Below are 13,697 nucleotides of genomic sequence, written 5' to 3'. Positions count from 1 at the left end.
CTGTGGCTCCTCGGCATCGAGCTATCAACCTTGGAGGCCGATCTGGAGGCCGGTACGTTCTGACCTCAGATCAACCCCGGATGACGAAGAACCCAAATATGTCGAGGATCTTCCCTTCCCGCACGTCGGTGCAGACGAGCCTCGGATGGCCTAGAAGCCTTGTGTCGTCCAAACCTAGAACTTCAGGCAAATCAAACTGAAACCCTTCCAACATTGCCGCGCTGTACTCATGGAAAATGGTCCGCACCATTTTCTCATGGACACCGTAACGGGCTGCAACTTTTTGGAACGGGTCTTCAGTGGAGGCTATGGCCAGATCACGATGAAGCCGCCGCGTCATCTCGTGCTCCTCACGGATGTCGGGCATGGCTTCAGACCAGACCTTCCCGCAGGTGCGGCACCTGAAGCGTTGGCGGTCGATTAGAAGCGATGTCGGTGCGTTCGCTATACGCCTATCGCTTGCGGTGAAGTCTCCGTGCCCGTGGCGAATGATGTTCGGTTCGCCCTTAATGCAAAAGTGGTCCTCGAAGCCGGTGTCGGGGTCGATGCTCGCACAAGGAACTGTGACGCTCTTCACCGGCCAAGATGGCGGTATTCTGAAAAACTTGCGCTGGCGTTCTTGGATCCTCGTACACGCCGGCATCTCATATAGCCGGTCTATATCGTCCTCAATTATCGGGCGACCGGTCGCATAGAGATGTTCCAACCCCAGCCAGTCGTACATCGCTCAGCCAATCTGCGCCCGCATTAGGCGACGTGAGCGATGGTGCGATGGCACTCCTTGCGGGCTGGTTACAAAGCCGTGGTCTCAGCCACGAACCGGGGGTCTAGAAGGGGCCAACCACCAGATTTGTCGGTACGCCCAGTGGTTAAGCTAGAGCAGCTTTCCCTGCGGCTGAGGCGAGGGCACCGACGCACTGCCGGCCTCGCCCATCTCTGGGGTCCTGCGTTCGACCCGAACCTCGATACCCCTAGCCGCGAGAACGAGGTTCAGGCCTTCGACGATCAAGGCCGCCATGCTCGCGTTCTCGTCGACCCCCAGCTCATCCAGGACAGCCCAGCTCTTTCGGTCGATGTCAGCGTGGACGGTCTTCAGGTCCCATAGGATGGCCTTCTTCGGCTTCTTGATTTTCGACCGATCCACCTTGGGCTTGGGCATGGTGGCGCTCCTACCGCTGCGGGCAGGCAAACTGTCGGAGGAGCGCCCCTAACGTTGACTTAAGCGTGCCGCCCGGCCGACATGGGCGGTCACGGCCATGCTCGCCCCGGCGAGTCGTGAGCCGGCCATTCAGGAGAGCAATCGCCGCGAGATAGACCCTGAAAAGCCAACAGCCCCTTCCCGGCAAGGAAGAGGCTGCTGAAAACCCAAGGCGCTGTGAGGCGCGAGTCACTTCCCCTCACAAGCCATAGCTCCCCCCCGGGAGTCAAGACGGAACCTGTTTCCGTCAACGGGAAGGCTTTGCCCAGATCCTAGCCGCGGCCCATGAGGGTCCGTGAACGATGTTCCATGCCACCATGTCGGCCGCGATCGGCGGCGCGACGACGCTTGCCCAGATGGACGCCCTGTCCCGTCAGGTCTGGCAGGCGCATGCCTCCGGGATCGTCGGTGACGACGAAGCCCAAGGCTTAGCTGAGGCGCTGCATAGCCGCAGGAATGCGATTAGAGAGGCACTGGCGCCCGTTGGCATTCCGCTCGGCCGAGTGACGCTGTTTCCGCCGAAGCGTCTCCAGAGGGCTCCTGAGCGATCTGTGGCCATTGAGCGCCGCCGCCGGCTGGCCTGCTCCGGTCCGATGCCGCCCGCTTTGGCCTCAAGGTTCACGGCAGGGCAACTCGCCGTCCTTCGGATCGTGGGGGACGAGGTCGCCCGGCATGGAGCCTGCGGGCTGCCCGTGGACGCCATCGCGGCGCGGGCCGGTGTCTGCCGCCGGCTGGCTCAGGCTGCGATCCGGTTGGCCGAAGGCGATGGCCTGCTGACCATCCAGGAGCGGCGCCATCAGGGCAGGAAGAGCGACCCGAACGTGCTGCGGATCATCAGCCGGGAGTGGCTGCAATGGCTCCGCAGGGGAGGGCGATCCGCGGCCCCGGCGCTGTTGGGCAGCATAGGGTGCAAAAACCTGCACCCCACGGATAAGGGAGATCCACAAAGCCGGGTTGTGGATGCGGAACCGAAGAAGGGCTGCCGAGGGGCAGCGGTCGACTTCGGCCGAAGCGATCCTGTGAGAATTCTCGCGGGCGGTAGGACGGGCCGAGCCATGCGGTGAGGGTCTACGCGCGGTCGATATGCCGAACGAAACTCGTGAGGATTGACGGGTTCGGAGATGCAGCTTGCCCCTGCAACCGGCCGCGCTTATAGTAGTTTCACTATAGGAATGCGCCATGCCCGATCAGCCCGAGCCGTCGCGCCAAGTCATCTTCGTGGCCTCCGCGCGGCGGGATATCCAAGCGATGCCCGCCGAGGTCCGACGCGAATTCGGTCAGGCTCTCTTTGAGGCTGAGTGCGGCGGGAAGCATCCGCACGCCAAGCCGTTGAAGGGCATCGAAGCTGTTGAAGTCGTGACGGATTTTGATGGTGACACGTTCCGGGCGGTCTACACGGTGAAGCTGGAAGGCTTCATTTTCGTGCTGGATGCCTTCCAGAAGAAATCGACCGTCAAGCGGAAGACGGCCGTGGTGGACCTAGACCGGATCAGGAAGCGGCTCGCCGCCGCAAAGGAGATGCACAAAGCCCTGTTGAAACTTCGGGACGCCGGTTAGTCGGCCGGCGGCATTCGGCCCGCGTGGAGCCCCCTCCTCTCGCGAGGCTATGACCCTCATACTCACGGAACCGCCCCCATGCCCGCCTCCTTCGCCAGAACCGCAAAGCCCACAGGTCGTACTGTAGCCCCCCAAGCGCCTCTACGAGCGCCGGCTCGGGATACTCGCCCCGTCAAGGCGAAGCTTCCTAAAGAAGCCGAAGCCCCGTCCGTGCAGGTGGAAGATGAGCCGATCACATTCGAGGTCAGCAGCGGCAATGTCTTCGCGGACCTCGACGTGCCAGAGGCCGCAGACGAGGCGATCAAGGCGCGCCTCGTCATGCGCCTGCGCGCCGAGATGGATCGTAGAGGGCTCAGCCAAACCGAGTTCGCTAAGGTGCTCGGGGTGAAGCAGCCCGACGTGTCCAACTTGCTGCGCGGGCGCGTGCTCGGCTTCTCGCTTGAACGGATGTTCGAGTTCACGCGTGAACTCGGTGACGACGTGGAAATCACGCTCAGACCGTCGAAGGCCGAGCGGCGCGGGCGCATGTCTCTAAAGGTGGCCTGACGTAGAACCTGAGGCAGCCATCAGAGAACGATGAGCGGGCACCCCAAAGATGCGGTCGGCGACGACATCCCACCAACGCTGCTGGGATTGATGTGCTGTAGGAGGAAGAGCGATCTCAAGAAACTCGCTCAACGGACGGTAATCGCCCGAGACGAACCGGCTAATATCATTTTGGCGGCTCTCTCGGGCGGACTTCCGTGGCTTCATCAACGACACCATCGCAATTTCACGCCAGAACATCTGGAGTGGGGCGAAAAAGATTTTGCGGCAATAAGGGAGAGCAAGCCGGGCAAAGCCTCGCCTCCCGCGCAGAAGGCGATGAACAAGACTATGTCTATGTTCAACGAACGCCGTCTGCTGAACGGGCATTTGTTCTATACGCCAGATCTATCTAACTGGCATCTCATATATTTCGATCAGAGGGACTATTCAGACCGGGATAATCATTGGACGCAGGGAAGCCATCTGCACTTTATCAATTATCTTTGGCCGCAACGCGATGCCCAATCAACATGGGACGAGTTCCGCAGTGGTAATCCGATGATGCGCGGATCACTCCATGTCGCGTGGAGAAAGAATGAACCCCTGCGAGCCCAGCCCCAGCCGGCTTCGGTCGCTGAGCGGGAGAGCCCCTAATCCCACCTGCCGAGGAGCTTGAGCCGCTGCGCGACTATAGGCCCGTGGAGCCTCCGCACGAGTGGGTTGCCGACAGACCCAATCCTAGCGTCAGGTCCGGCCATGATCCGGTCCGAACTCGTCACCCGCATCGCGGCGCAGAACCCGCACCTCTACACGAGGAACGTCGAGGCAGTGGTGGACGCCATCCTTGACCGCATCGCCGGGGCGCTAGTGACTGGCGACCGCGTCGAGCTGCGCGATTTCGGCACGTTCTGCGTCCGGGACCGCGAGGCCCGCGCCGGCCGGAACCCACGCACTGGCAAGCGGGTGGTCGTCCCGGCCAGAGCGCACGTTCATTTCAAGCCGGGTAAGGGGATGCAGGCGCGGCTCAACCGCCGGCAGGCCGATCCTGAACCTGAGGGCGAGGTGCTGCGCCTGCTTCAAGCGTCCTAGGAGACCCTTTTCAGTCCCGGAGCAGCCTGTCCCAAGGTACGGTAACGGGTAGATCCCAATGCTGGCCCCACGCATTGGACATATCCAGAAGGAACGATGACAGCACAGCGCCGAAATCTGCCGGCCCGGCAACCTCAAGACGGGGCAGTATTACGGCTCCTGACTGATCATTCTGGCCAAAGGACGAGCTTTCACGGTCGCCATACAGGAATAAAAACGATCCATCAATGCTTCGAATTTCAAGCTCTAGGGCATACGAGATTACCTCTTGCCCTGCCCGTCTCCGCAGCCGGTCAATTTGACATAATACGCCAGTGACTAGCTGAGCGACCCAATCGAAATACACATGCGTGCCGAACAGAGCGCGCTGGCTATTGTACCTCGCATGAGTGAGAGAAAACTCTACTAAGCCGTCGCCCCGAAGGGTGCGGTAAAGACGCTGATTGGCATCATGGTCAGGCAGCATCTCGAAGGCCCGCAGGCGCGGCCGCGGGTAGCCATTGAACATCCGAGAAGGATAGTCTGAAGCCAGATCCTTGTTGCCAATGGTGGTGTGGAATGCTCCCCCGTTCCACCAAAGATCACGCCTCTTCGTGAGGTCAGGTATCTGTGTATGGACGGAGGGAATTGCGGTTACCCTTATCAGGAAGGGGCCTCGGTTCCCTTGAACGGATTGGCTTTCTGCTATCTGCCACCTGCCGTCGGCTAAGTGTTGCCTCTCGGCGAATGCGGCCTCCAGTTTGTCGCCAGTCCTGGCGAGGTCCAGCGTCAGATCCTTGATTTCCCGAACATCCATCTTTGCGGCCCGCTCGCCTCGCCGAATGTAGAACTCCCGAGTGCCCTGCAGGCGATGAGGACCGCGGATCGATTTGCCAACTCGCAGCACGATGAACCCGGATCCCTTGGCGTCCTCTGGGATAGCCTGGCCGGCTAAGCTGACCAAGCGGGGTTCAATCGTATCCTCTGCGGCATCGAGCAGGCGCTTCAGGAGGGCTTCGCAGCGAGGCAGTGCCTGAAGGCGGTCAGCCACACGAGGTTCGTCGTTGGTCCCCGCCTCATGCAGTCCCAAGACGAGGGTTCCACCGTCTGCATTCGCAAAGGCGATCAACTCGGCAAGGATCTCGTCTCGCGCCAGGTTGCCGACCCCGTCGCCCTTCTCAATCCAGCGATCCGCCTTCTCGGGCTGGTTCTTGATCGGCTTGAAGGGAAGGTCCCCCTTGAACTCCAGTTCGTTCGTCTCCCGGGCACGAGCGTCCACCAAAGCATCAAGGTCGGCTTTCGTGATCGTGCCTATGGACTTGCTGAGAATGGACACACAGCGCTCCAGAAATCCTGGGGTCGGCATGCTAACTGCCGTGCCAACAGCCGTCATTACCGCGCCGTCAGGCGCTCTCGATAGCGCAACAGGCGCTTGGGCGACCGCGCGCTGATGACCCGGGCTGTGTAGAGGTCCTCACCCTGCAGGCGGCAATTCCCGACCCAGAGGTTGTCATTCTCGTTCAGCCATGCCCGCATGAGCTGCATGTAGCGGCGGATAGCCGGACGCTTCGCACCTGGTGGCGGGAAGAGCTTGTTGTCTTCGACCCGCCAGCGCGACAGGACGGCAGACAGGAAGTCGGGAACACGAATGAGGTCATCCACGAGCGCGGCTAGGTTCGCATCGGTGCTGGCGTGGTTCTTCATGCCGATCTCCGGCATCAGCTGTCCGCGGCGGTTGGTCTGCCAAAGCCAATTGAAGTTCAGCGTCGTGAAGGCATAGAAAGCTCCATCGCAATAATTGGTCATGTCGTCATCGTCCGGAAACCAAGAAAATATCCGGATAGGTGTGTTAGCGGCGAGCTTCCACGTGACATATGCGTTAAATAGGCTTAGAATTAGGACGCGTTCGAGAAGGTAGATGCTAAAGTTCTTTTTGCGGGCTTCGTTGTAGAACTTACGCACGTGCCGGACGTATCGTTCCGGTGTGCCGGTTCCAGCTATGCTGGCAAGCGTCTTCTCAAATAGGTCCCACACCGCAATCAAGTCGGCTTGGCGGTCATCGCTGCGTAAGAAGTGGGAGTCCCGCGAGACCAGAAACACGAAGCAGAAGCACGTCTCGGTCTCAAAGAACCGTTTCTGCTCCGAGGTTAGCCGCCCCGTGTGCTTGAAATCGCGGGGGAAGCACTGGCTTAGGGCGGCCCGAACCGGGTCAAGCCCTTGGTGCGAAATCGGGTAGAGTGCGAAGGAGTAGACATCGTGCCCGGTTCCTCGCGTCGCGGTGTTGAAATCGCTGGCGATGATCCACCTGTCTGCCGTCAGGTGCCGACCTATGAAAGCGCGCAGAGCGTGCGCCCCGCCGTGCTGGAAACTGCTATCCAGGTTGTAGACGAAGCGGCCCAAATCAAAGGTCATGGATCGCCTCTAGGCGTCCGCATCCCCCTCGACAACCTGAGGGGGCAATGCCACCTGTGCAGTATGCGCTACGCCCTCGCCGCCGTTGCCTTCATTGCCGCCACAGGTCAGGGAATGGCCCAAGGCAGCGCTGATGCCAGCTTCGGGTTCCGCGAAATCCCCTGCCGGTACTACGCCAATCCAAAGTCCGATCCGACCGGCGACATCGTCGATCTGATGCCGCAGATCTGGGAGGGCGTGGCTACCTACGTGAAGGCGCGCGGGCCACTCACCAGCTACCCGTCAGAATGCGCCATCAACGCCTTGGTCGAGGCTGAGTGCCGCCTGACGCCGAAAGCCTCGCTCGGCACAGCCATCAACGATCTCTATGCCAAGGTGAAGGCTGGGCGCACGCTCCCAAGCCCTCATGCCTGTGGGGCCTAAGACCCGGCAAGGCTACGCTTTTCCATAGTCTGCCGCAGCGGCGAACGCCTTCCCGCCCTTCGAGGCCTGCTTCAGCTCGGCCATGATGGACGATTGCGTGCCGTTCGCGGGGTAGACGTTGACGTTGTGCAGGTGCGTCTCGTCGTACCGCCGGTTGTCCTGAGCGCTGCGATTGTCGTTGCTGGTACGGCTCACCACTGCAGCGTTGGCTGCGTTCGCCTGCGCCACCGATGCCGCAGCGCCAGCTCGGCGAGCCGCATCGAATGCGGCTTCGGGCTTAGGCGGGGCATCGGGCATGGGGGCCTGCTTTGCGGCCTTCGCCGCCGCGGCTGCTGCCACGAGCCGATCTTCCATGCCCTGCTGATGCGCCCGACGCACCCACTCAGGGGCGTTGGCCGTCGAGCCGCCGGCCCCCCAGGCGGCAGGAGAGCCGCCGCCGACGTGGATGCCGTGAGCACCCATGTAGTTCGGGGCAGCACCGACACCGTTGGCGCCAGCCTTCACGCTCTCGCGGATGAACTTCTCCATCACCACGCGGTCGGCCTCGTTGGTCATGTCGAGGTAGCGCTTCTGCCCATTCGGACCCGTCGTGTAGAGCTTCAGATCGGCAGCATTGCCGTGGTTGTGGCGAGTGCTGCCGTACTGATGCGCTGGGTCCTGGCCGCCCGAAAAGACCTCGGCGTTGACACCGGCCGCTGCGGCTGCCGCCGAGATCTGCCGACCCAGAACATCAGAGATCCCCTGCGTTCGATGCTGCGCGTTGCCCTGCCGCTGATCCACTCCACCAGCGCCATTGACCGCCGGGATATCCTTCCTGTCCTGAGAGGGAGTGTATCCGCTCTCACCCCAGCTAGGATCAGCATCGCGAGGGCCTTTGTAGCCGTACCACTGGCTGAGCACGCCGGGGCCACGCTTTTTGATCAATTCCGCAACCCATCGTGTTTGGGCTGGAATTGTTTTTGGGTCGTGTAGATCTAGCCCGGTTTCCTTCTCGAACTCTGCACCAAGACCGCCACGACGGTTCAACTGGAATGGACCGTAGCTGTCTTCTTTGGAGTCCGATTTCACATCATAAGAATTGCTGTGTAGGGACTCGCCCGCACGTATGCCGTGAAGGATGCGTGGGTCAATCCCGGCTCGCTTCGCCTCAGCCTCGTAGAGGGCTGTCAGGCTGCCGGCAGTCCCGGTAGCGGCGCCTGCCTCACTGCTTGCGCCCCCGCCGATACCGAGCTTCCGCTTCAGCCACCGGCCGCCGCGCCGGAAGACACCACCCATGCCCGCACCGCCCGCTGCGCCACTGGCCTCATCGTCCCAGTGGTTGCTGACGCCCGGCTTCGCGGCGTTCGGGACCGCCGCATCTGCGCCGATCGCCGTGCCCACGGCCGCGCCAACCGCCGCCGTGCCGCCGATGCCCAACGCCCCCAAGAGGGAACCGAAGATCCCTGGCGTGGCTGAACCCGTGATCGCGAGCCGGATGAGGCCTAGAACCCGCAGGAGGGCGAACAGCTTCGTGAACAGCCACGCGCCCAACAGGCCTTCGAATACGACCTTCCAGCCGCCGACCGCCTTGGCCGCATCGTTGGCCCCAGTCGCAAAATCCTTGATCGCCTGCCCGATGCCGTTCCAGTCGATGCTGCGCAGGTAGTCCGCGAGCTGCTTGACCTTCTCGGCGATCTGCGACCGCAGCCACTCGCCGTTGGCCTCGTACCACTTGATGACCTTCTCGATGATCTCGCTGATGGCGGGGGACAGGTTGGTCCAGATGGTCCGGCCGAGCCCTTCCGAGATCGTGCCGACATCGTGCATGGCGGTCGAGAACCGCTGCGCGTTCTCCGTGTCCGCCTTCGATAGCACCCCACCGAGGCGCTTCACCTTCTCCTGCGCCTCCCTCAGCTTGTCGCTGCCCTGGACCAGGAGCGCGATGGTACCGGGATCCAGCCCCGCCTGCTCCAGCAGGTTCGTCGTGAAGGAAACGCCCGCCTTCTCCGACATGGCTTTGGCGGCGTCGGCGATGTCGTAGAGCGTCCGCTGGGTATCCTTGCCGTAATGGATCACCTTGCCGGTGGCGCCCTGAAGCCGCGAGAGCATGTCGTAGGTCGCGCTGCGGCCCGTCAGCTTCATCTCGTTGTAGGAGTTGGCCAGCTTCGAGAAGGAGCCCGCAGCAGCGTCCGCGGAGCCCCCGGAGCGGGAGACGGCCCCCCCGAGAGCGGTAAGGGCTTCCGGGGTCGTCTCCAGCGATTTGGCGAGGCGTCCGACCGCGGCGTCCGAGGCCGTGATGTCGCTGATGAAGTCCTTCACCGCCCGGCCGGTGGTGAAGACGGCGAACAGCTTGAGGGCGTTGCGGATCAGCCGGTCGAAGCCCTCGCTGGCCCTGTCCAGGCTGCGCTCGATCTCCTTGGCCTCTTTCTCGGCGGCCTTGCGCGTCTTGAGGAGGGCAGCGGCCGCCTCCTTCTGACCCTTCGTGAATTCCTTAGGGTCGAGGCCGAGCGTCACCACCAACGCATCAATAACCGTTGCCATATCAGCCGCCCCTCACGTCATCCGCCTGAGTATTCACTGCTCAATCCCATCCCCGCCGGTCTGGATAAGCGTTTCCCATTTGCCGTTGACGACCTCGGCCTCAAGATCATGCTCAACGTAGACAACGGACCACTCGCCGCACGCGGGCGTGAGATCGGATTGGATCTTGATCCGGCCGCCAAATTGGACGTTCGGGTTGTACTGAGTGCTGACCTCGACAGCGACCTGGCGATAGCGGGGGTACCCGATCATTCCCGTCTGCGGGGAGATCAGCGGCACCGAGCCCTGCCGCGAGCCGCCCGGCTTCCAGATCGCCAAGGTGTCGTTGTGGATGTGCATGAGGCAGCGGGTTGCCTTCATGACCGCGACCGCCTGTCGGAAAGCAGAGCCCGGCAGGTACGGGTTGTCTAGGATCGCATCGACGCCGTTGTTCTCGAACTGCCAGCCACCCTTCTGGCATATCTGCTTCATCACCGTGTCGACCTTGGCCGACCCCTTCACGGATGTCGGGGCCGCATCCTTGATGTTGCCCAGGACACCGGCTTTCGCCGCGATCCGGAAGCAGGCCCCCGGAGCGGCGTGCATGTCGGCGTAGGCGTCGAAGATCGTGCCGGTGAAGACGAGGTTGGGGGTCTGCCCTTCCTCGTAGGCGTAGAGCTTGACCGAGTTCGCATCCCGCAGGGCGTACTGGCGCCCCATCGTGGTCATGCGGTTCATCATCTCCAGCGGCAGACCGTAGATGCCGAGCTGCAACTGGCCCATGTCCGGTGCGCCCGGCTGGATGATGTGTGCCGAGACCCGATGGCCCGTGAACCGCTGGCTGTTCTGGTTGCTGCCTGCGAACGTGCCGGACTTCAGCGTCAGCTCCACGTCGAGGCACTTTTTGGTGAAGCTCACGGGCTAGCTCCCCGGCGTCGGCGGGCCGCTCGTACCGTGAGCGTGGCCCTGGAGGTCGACCTGATCCGCGGTGCCCTGACCGGCCGTCATGTTGCCCGGAGACGTGATGTTGCCCTTGGTGTCGATCTTGACGCCGTTCAGGTTCCAGCCGTCCGACTTGTTCGAGGTGAGCGAGTTGCCGTTGCGGTCCTGGATGGTCATCCCACCGCCGCCGTCAGCATCATCGAAGCGGATGAACTGTTTGACCTGCTGAGCCTTCCGGGGAAGCACAGCCCCGAAGATAGCATCTGAGAGGGTTGAGCGTCGGAACGAGCCTGGATTACTCTCGGCCCAGTCGTTGTTCCGAGCCGCGGAATGGTCCCGGTCGAGAACCGAGAAGGTAGCGGTGTCCCCAACCTGCGGGTCATTGATGATGACGCTATCACCGGACTGGTTGCGCGGGACAGAGATCCCGTAGACCGTGCCGTGCGATGAAGTCTTTCCCAACCCGTCGACCTGTTTCACGGTCGGCTGAATATCGACCGTGCAAGGCTGAGTAAGGCTGTTCCGGTTGTGAACGGCCACGATCTTGGCGGTGAAGTGCGACCGCTTCTCCATGTCGATCTGATCAACGTGGAAGGCATGCCGGTTCACATCGGAGTTCGGGCCGGTCAGAGACTGCTGACCCGTGGTCTGATCGGTCTGCCCGCCCGCCGTGCCGCCGCTCATGACTTCGTTCTCGCCTGTTCCGCCATCCTGGCGTTGTGTCCATCAATCGTGATGACCTCCAGCATGTTGTAGAGGTCCCGCACGCCGTACACGGTCTGAAGCTGATAGAGTTCAGCCTTCCCGCTGCTGATCACTGTGGCGATGTTGCGGGGAATGTTCTGGTAATCACGCCAGCCGCGAGGGGGCCCGTCTCCGAAAGTTCCGACTTTGAGAGGCTTGCGAGCCGCGAAAAATTTACGTGAAGCTCTACGATCTCCTTCCGCAGCATGAGGCGCGTGGAGATTTCCTCAATGTCGTCAGGGACGAGGGCGCGGGCGAGTTGCAGGTTGCGCGGGTCCGGACAGATCTGCACGCACTCAAACATCTGCTGCCAGAGCGGTTTCACGTCGTCATACTTCAGGCTCTGCAACGCCTGGACACCCATGGCGGCGATGCCGGCCATCCCCGCGCCCTCGAAGTCGTCAGGGATCTCCGCGCCCGCAGCGGTTAGGGCCAGCAGGGCACGGATGCCCCAGTCCTCGGCCTGCTCTGCATCCATCTCCGTGAGGAGGAAGGTCTTGCCGGTGTCCCGGTTGTTGGGATCGTCGGAGGGGATGGTGATGCGCTTGGTCCTGCGGGCCATGGTGGTTCCTCTAGGAGATGCCTGGCACTGAGCCGACGTTGAGGCTGGAGAATTGGTCCGGTCCGGCAGGGGACAGGCCGCTGATGCTGGAGGAGGTCTGCGGCAGGGCAGACGAGCCAGGGACCCGCCCGACCTCTTGGCCGGTCGCAGGATCGGTAAAAACCGCCTCGCCCACGTCGGCCGTGTAGGCCGGCACGCTGTAGCCGCTGACGTTGTAGCCGCCAGAGAAGTCCTGCGTGGCGACCGAACTCATCTCGCTCGGGGTCGCGTCGCGGGGCTGGACCACGCCACCATCTACCGGGTTGGCGCCTGAGGGGGCTGTCGCGTCGCCGATGCCGCCGGTAGCGCTCGGAGTGCCGGTGCCCCCGGTGTTGGTGACGAGCTGACGAACCTCACGGCACCAGATGGCGACGGTCAGCAGGCCGACGCCGCGCTGCGCAGTACGGGCGAAGTCGTAGTGAACGATGTTGACGTTCTGAAAGACTTTCTCCGGCATTACAGCGTCGTAGAGCTGAAGGTTGCCTGCGATGGCTGCGACGGATGTGATGAGATCCGAACGGTTAGCTTCGCTTTCACCCGCACAATAGATGAGCCGCACATCGAACGGCAGCGCTACCTTGTCGTAGCTCTCGAACGCACCGCGCTCGACCGGGTAATCGGCGATCACCCATTCCCGCTTGTGGTCGAAGGCCGCAATACAATCGGCATTGATGACCGGGCCGCCATCTGGGCCGAATAGCCCCCATCGCCGAGCTATTGAGCCGGAGAAGAACGACAGGATGGCAGGGTCGTCGGCCGCCGCGAGGGCGATACCGACGCTGGCTCCCGTGGCGAACAAGACCGCCGGCACGCCGTCGACATCAGGAACGTTCACAAGCTCGGGCATCAGTCGACCAGCTCGCTCGGGTCGAGATAGACGAGCTGGAACCGGGAGCCGAGGCCGTCAGAGGTCGGATCCTCGGTCCCCATCGTGTCGGTGAACATGAGATCGCCGCTGAAGCCGAGATAGGCCGAGCGGACGAGGCGGTTACGGTCCTGGCAGATCACGCCGCCGACTAGCAGCGCTTCGTTGACGTAGAGATCCGCGAACAGCCCGTAGAGCTTCTGCTGGACGATGATCTTGCACGGCTGATTGCCGAGTTGCGCCTTAACCGACTGGTTCGGGACGGCCTGAAGCGGGATGATCTGCATGGCAGGCGCTGATGCTCCGCGCTGGGTCCGGGCAAAGCCATCCGCTAATCAGATGCCAATCACCGGGTTTCAGGGATTAAGCTACGGTCGAGCCCGCATAGGAAAAAGACCGACTTTTATATGGACCTGAGATAAGCTCCATATTTCTCTACATCGCATAGATTAGTAGCTGTTTTTGCTATGTAGATGCCAGCGCACATTGACCCTCGTCCTTCCAAGCGAGGCGCAGATGTCGCAGGAAATCGAAATCTTACCCGCGGAGGCTCCCGCCTTTGATCTGCCGCCCGGGGTCCGTGCTCCTGAGAACCTGCTGCTGTTCGAGAGCGAGGCCGCGCGCTTTCTCCGTGAGCCCGAAGCGCGGCTGCGCGCCCGCCGGTTCGCCGGCACCGGCCCCGTCTTCGTGAAGCCCGAGGATGAGCCGTGGGGCGTCCGATACTTTGTTTGGGATTTGATCCGGTGGGCCTGTCAGCACCGCCGGAATGAGATGCCGAGAGCCCCGCGTCGGGCCTCGCGCAAGGGCGCCTCTCAAGAGGCTGCCTGACCCGCCGCCTGGCGGGCCGATGCCCGCTGGCA

General features: G+C 62.3%; 17 protein-coding genes. 7 read left to right on the top strand and 10 right to left on the bottom strand.

The features are described from left to right. Window positions 1-70: 70 nt before the first annotated feature. Entirely contained in the window at window positions 71-724 is a 654-nt protein-coding gene (locus tag ACQKQD_RS18550; protein ID WP_427509157.1) for a helix-turn-helix domain-containing protein, read from the bottom strand. 150 nt (window positions 725-874) lie between these two features. Further along, window positions 875-1,159 carry a hypothetical protein gene (locus ACQKQD_RS18545; RefSeq protein WP_427509156.1) on the bottom strand — a complete coding sequence of 95 codons (285 nt, stop codon included), beginning with the start codon at window positions 1,157-1,159 and terminating at the stop codon, window positions 875-877. Between the two features lie 341 nt (window positions 1,160-1,500). Between ACQKQD_RS18545 and ACQKQD_RS18540 the strand changes: the two genes are divergently transcribed. The 5 genes from ACQKQD_RS18540 (at window position 1,501) to ACQKQD_RS18520 (ending at window position 4,372) form a co-directional block, all read left to right on the top strand. Continuing rightward, window positions 1,501-2,262 (top strand): hypothetical protein, encoded by a 762-nt coding sequence (locus tag ACQKQD_RS18540; protein WP_427509155.1) that lies wholly within the window; start codon window positions 1,501-1,503, stop codon window positions 2,260-2,262. A 115-nt stretch (window positions 2,263-2,377) separates the two neighbouring features. Continuing rightward, window positions 2,378-2,755: a type II toxin-antitoxin system RelE/ParE family toxin gene (locus ACQKQD_RS18535; RefSeq protein WP_091722696.1), complete on the top strand. Its 378-nt coding sequence runs from the start codon at window positions 2,378-2,380 to the stop codon at window positions 2,753-2,755. Window positions 2,756-2,965: 210 nt separating this feature from the next. Further along, window positions 2,966-3,301 (top strand): helix-turn-helix domain-containing protein, encoded by a 336-nt coding sequence (locus ACQKQD_RS18530; RefSeq protein ID WP_427509154.1) that lies wholly within the window; start codon window positions 2,966-2,968, stop codon window positions 3,299-3,301. A gap of 30 nt (window positions 3,302-3,331) precedes the next feature. Beyond that, window positions 3,332-3,937: a hypothetical protein gene (locus ACQKQD_RS18525; RefSeq protein ID WP_427509153.1), complete on the top strand. Its 606-nt coding sequence runs from the start codon at window positions 3,332-3,334 to the stop codon at window positions 3,935-3,937. A 102-nt stretch (window positions 3,938-4,039) separates the two neighbouring features. Then, window positions 4,040-4,372, top strand: a complete 333-nt coding sequence (locus tag ACQKQD_RS18520; protein ID WP_427509152.1) for an HU family DNA-binding protein — start codon at window positions 4,040-4,042, stop codon at window positions 4,370-4,372. A 10-nt stretch (window positions 4,373-4,382) separates the two neighbouring features. Here ACQKQD_RS18520 and ACQKQD_RS18515 read toward each other — a convergent pair whose 3' ends face one another. Together ACQKQD_RS18515 and ACQKQD_RS18510 are read right to left on the bottom strand one after the other, a co-directional pair. Next, window positions 4,383-5,687 (bottom strand): AlbA family DNA-binding domain-containing protein, encoded by a 1,305-nt coding sequence (locus ACQKQD_RS18515; protein WP_427509151.1) that lies wholly within the window; start codon window positions 5,685-5,687, stop codon window positions 4,383-4,385. 56 nt (window positions 5,688-5,743) lie between these two features. After that, window positions 5,744-6,763 carry a hypothetical protein gene (locus ACQKQD_RS18510; RefSeq protein WP_427509150.1) on the bottom strand — a complete coding sequence of 340 codons (1,020 nt, stop codon included), beginning with the start codon at window positions 6,761-6,763 and terminating at the stop codon, window positions 5,744-5,746. Between the two features lie 63 nt (window positions 6,764-6,826). Between ACQKQD_RS18510 and ACQKQD_RS18505 the strand changes: the two genes are divergently transcribed. Then, window positions 6,827-7,186, top strand: coding sequence for a hypothetical protein (locus ACQKQD_RS18505; RefSeq protein ID WP_427509149.1), 360 nt, complete (start codon window positions 6,827-6,829; stop codon window positions 7,184-7,186). Between the two features lie 12 nt (window positions 7,187-7,198). Here ACQKQD_RS18505 and ACQKQD_RS18500 read toward each other — a convergent pair whose 3' ends face one another. From ACQKQD_RS18500 to ACQKQD_RS18475, 6 genes are all read right to left on the bottom strand, one after another. After that, a complete protein-coding gene (locus ACQKQD_RS18500) occupies window positions 7,199-9,706 on the bottom strand; it encodes a hypothetical protein (protein ID WP_427509148.1) in 2,508 nt (835 codons plus the stop codon). Between the two features lie 33 nt (window positions 9,707-9,739). Next, the gene (locus ACQKQD_RS18495) at window positions 9,740-10,603 is read right to left on the bottom strand and encodes a baseplate hub protein (protein WP_427509147.1); all 864 of its coding nucleotides are present in this window, start codon (window positions 10,601-10,603) and stop codon (window positions 9,740-9,742) included. A gap of 3 nt (window positions 10,604-10,606) precedes the next feature. Beyond that, complete coding sequence (locus ACQKQD_RS18490; protein ID WP_427509146.1) at window positions 10,607-11,311, bottom strand: hypothetical protein; 705 nt, start codon at window positions 11,309-11,311, stop codon at window positions 10,607-10,609. A gap of 130 nt (window positions 11,312-11,441) precedes the next feature. After that, window positions 11,442-11,933 (bottom strand): hypothetical protein, encoded by a 492-nt coding sequence (locus tag ACQKQD_RS18485; protein WP_427509145.1) that lies wholly within the window; start codon window positions 11,931-11,933, stop codon window positions 11,442-11,444. A gap of 10 nt (window positions 11,934-11,943) precedes the next feature. Beyond that, window positions 11,944-12,819 carry a hypothetical protein gene (locus tag ACQKQD_RS18480; protein WP_427509144.1) on the bottom strand — a complete coding sequence of 292 codons (876 nt, stop codon included), beginning with the start codon at window positions 12,817-12,819 and terminating at the stop codon, window positions 11,944-11,946. Continuing rightward, window positions 12,819-13,124 (bottom strand): phage baseplate plug family protein, encoded by a 306-nt coding sequence (locus ACQKQD_RS18475; protein WP_427509143.1) that lies wholly within the window; start codon window positions 13,122-13,124, stop codon window positions 12,819-12,821. Before ACQKQD_RS18475 ends, ACQKQD_RS18480 begins: the two co-directional genes overlap by 1 nt. Before the next feature lie 229 nt (window positions 13,125-13,353). Between ACQKQD_RS18475 and ACQKQD_RS18470 the strand changes: the two genes are divergently transcribed. Beyond that, entirely contained in the window at window positions 13,354-13,665 is a 312-nt protein-coding gene (locus ACQKQD_RS18470; RefSeq protein WP_427509142.1) for a hypothetical protein, read from the top strand. Window positions 13,666-13,697: the final 32 nt, after the last annotated feature.

This window comes from Methylobacterium sp. NPDC080182 (genome assembly GCF_050281105.1).
Lineage (GTDB): Bacteria > Pseudomonadota > Alphaproteobacteria > Rhizobiales > Beijerinckiaceae > Methylobacterium.
Note: the sequence above shows the minus strand (reverse complement) of the source record. Positions and strands in the feature narration are given on the sequence as shown.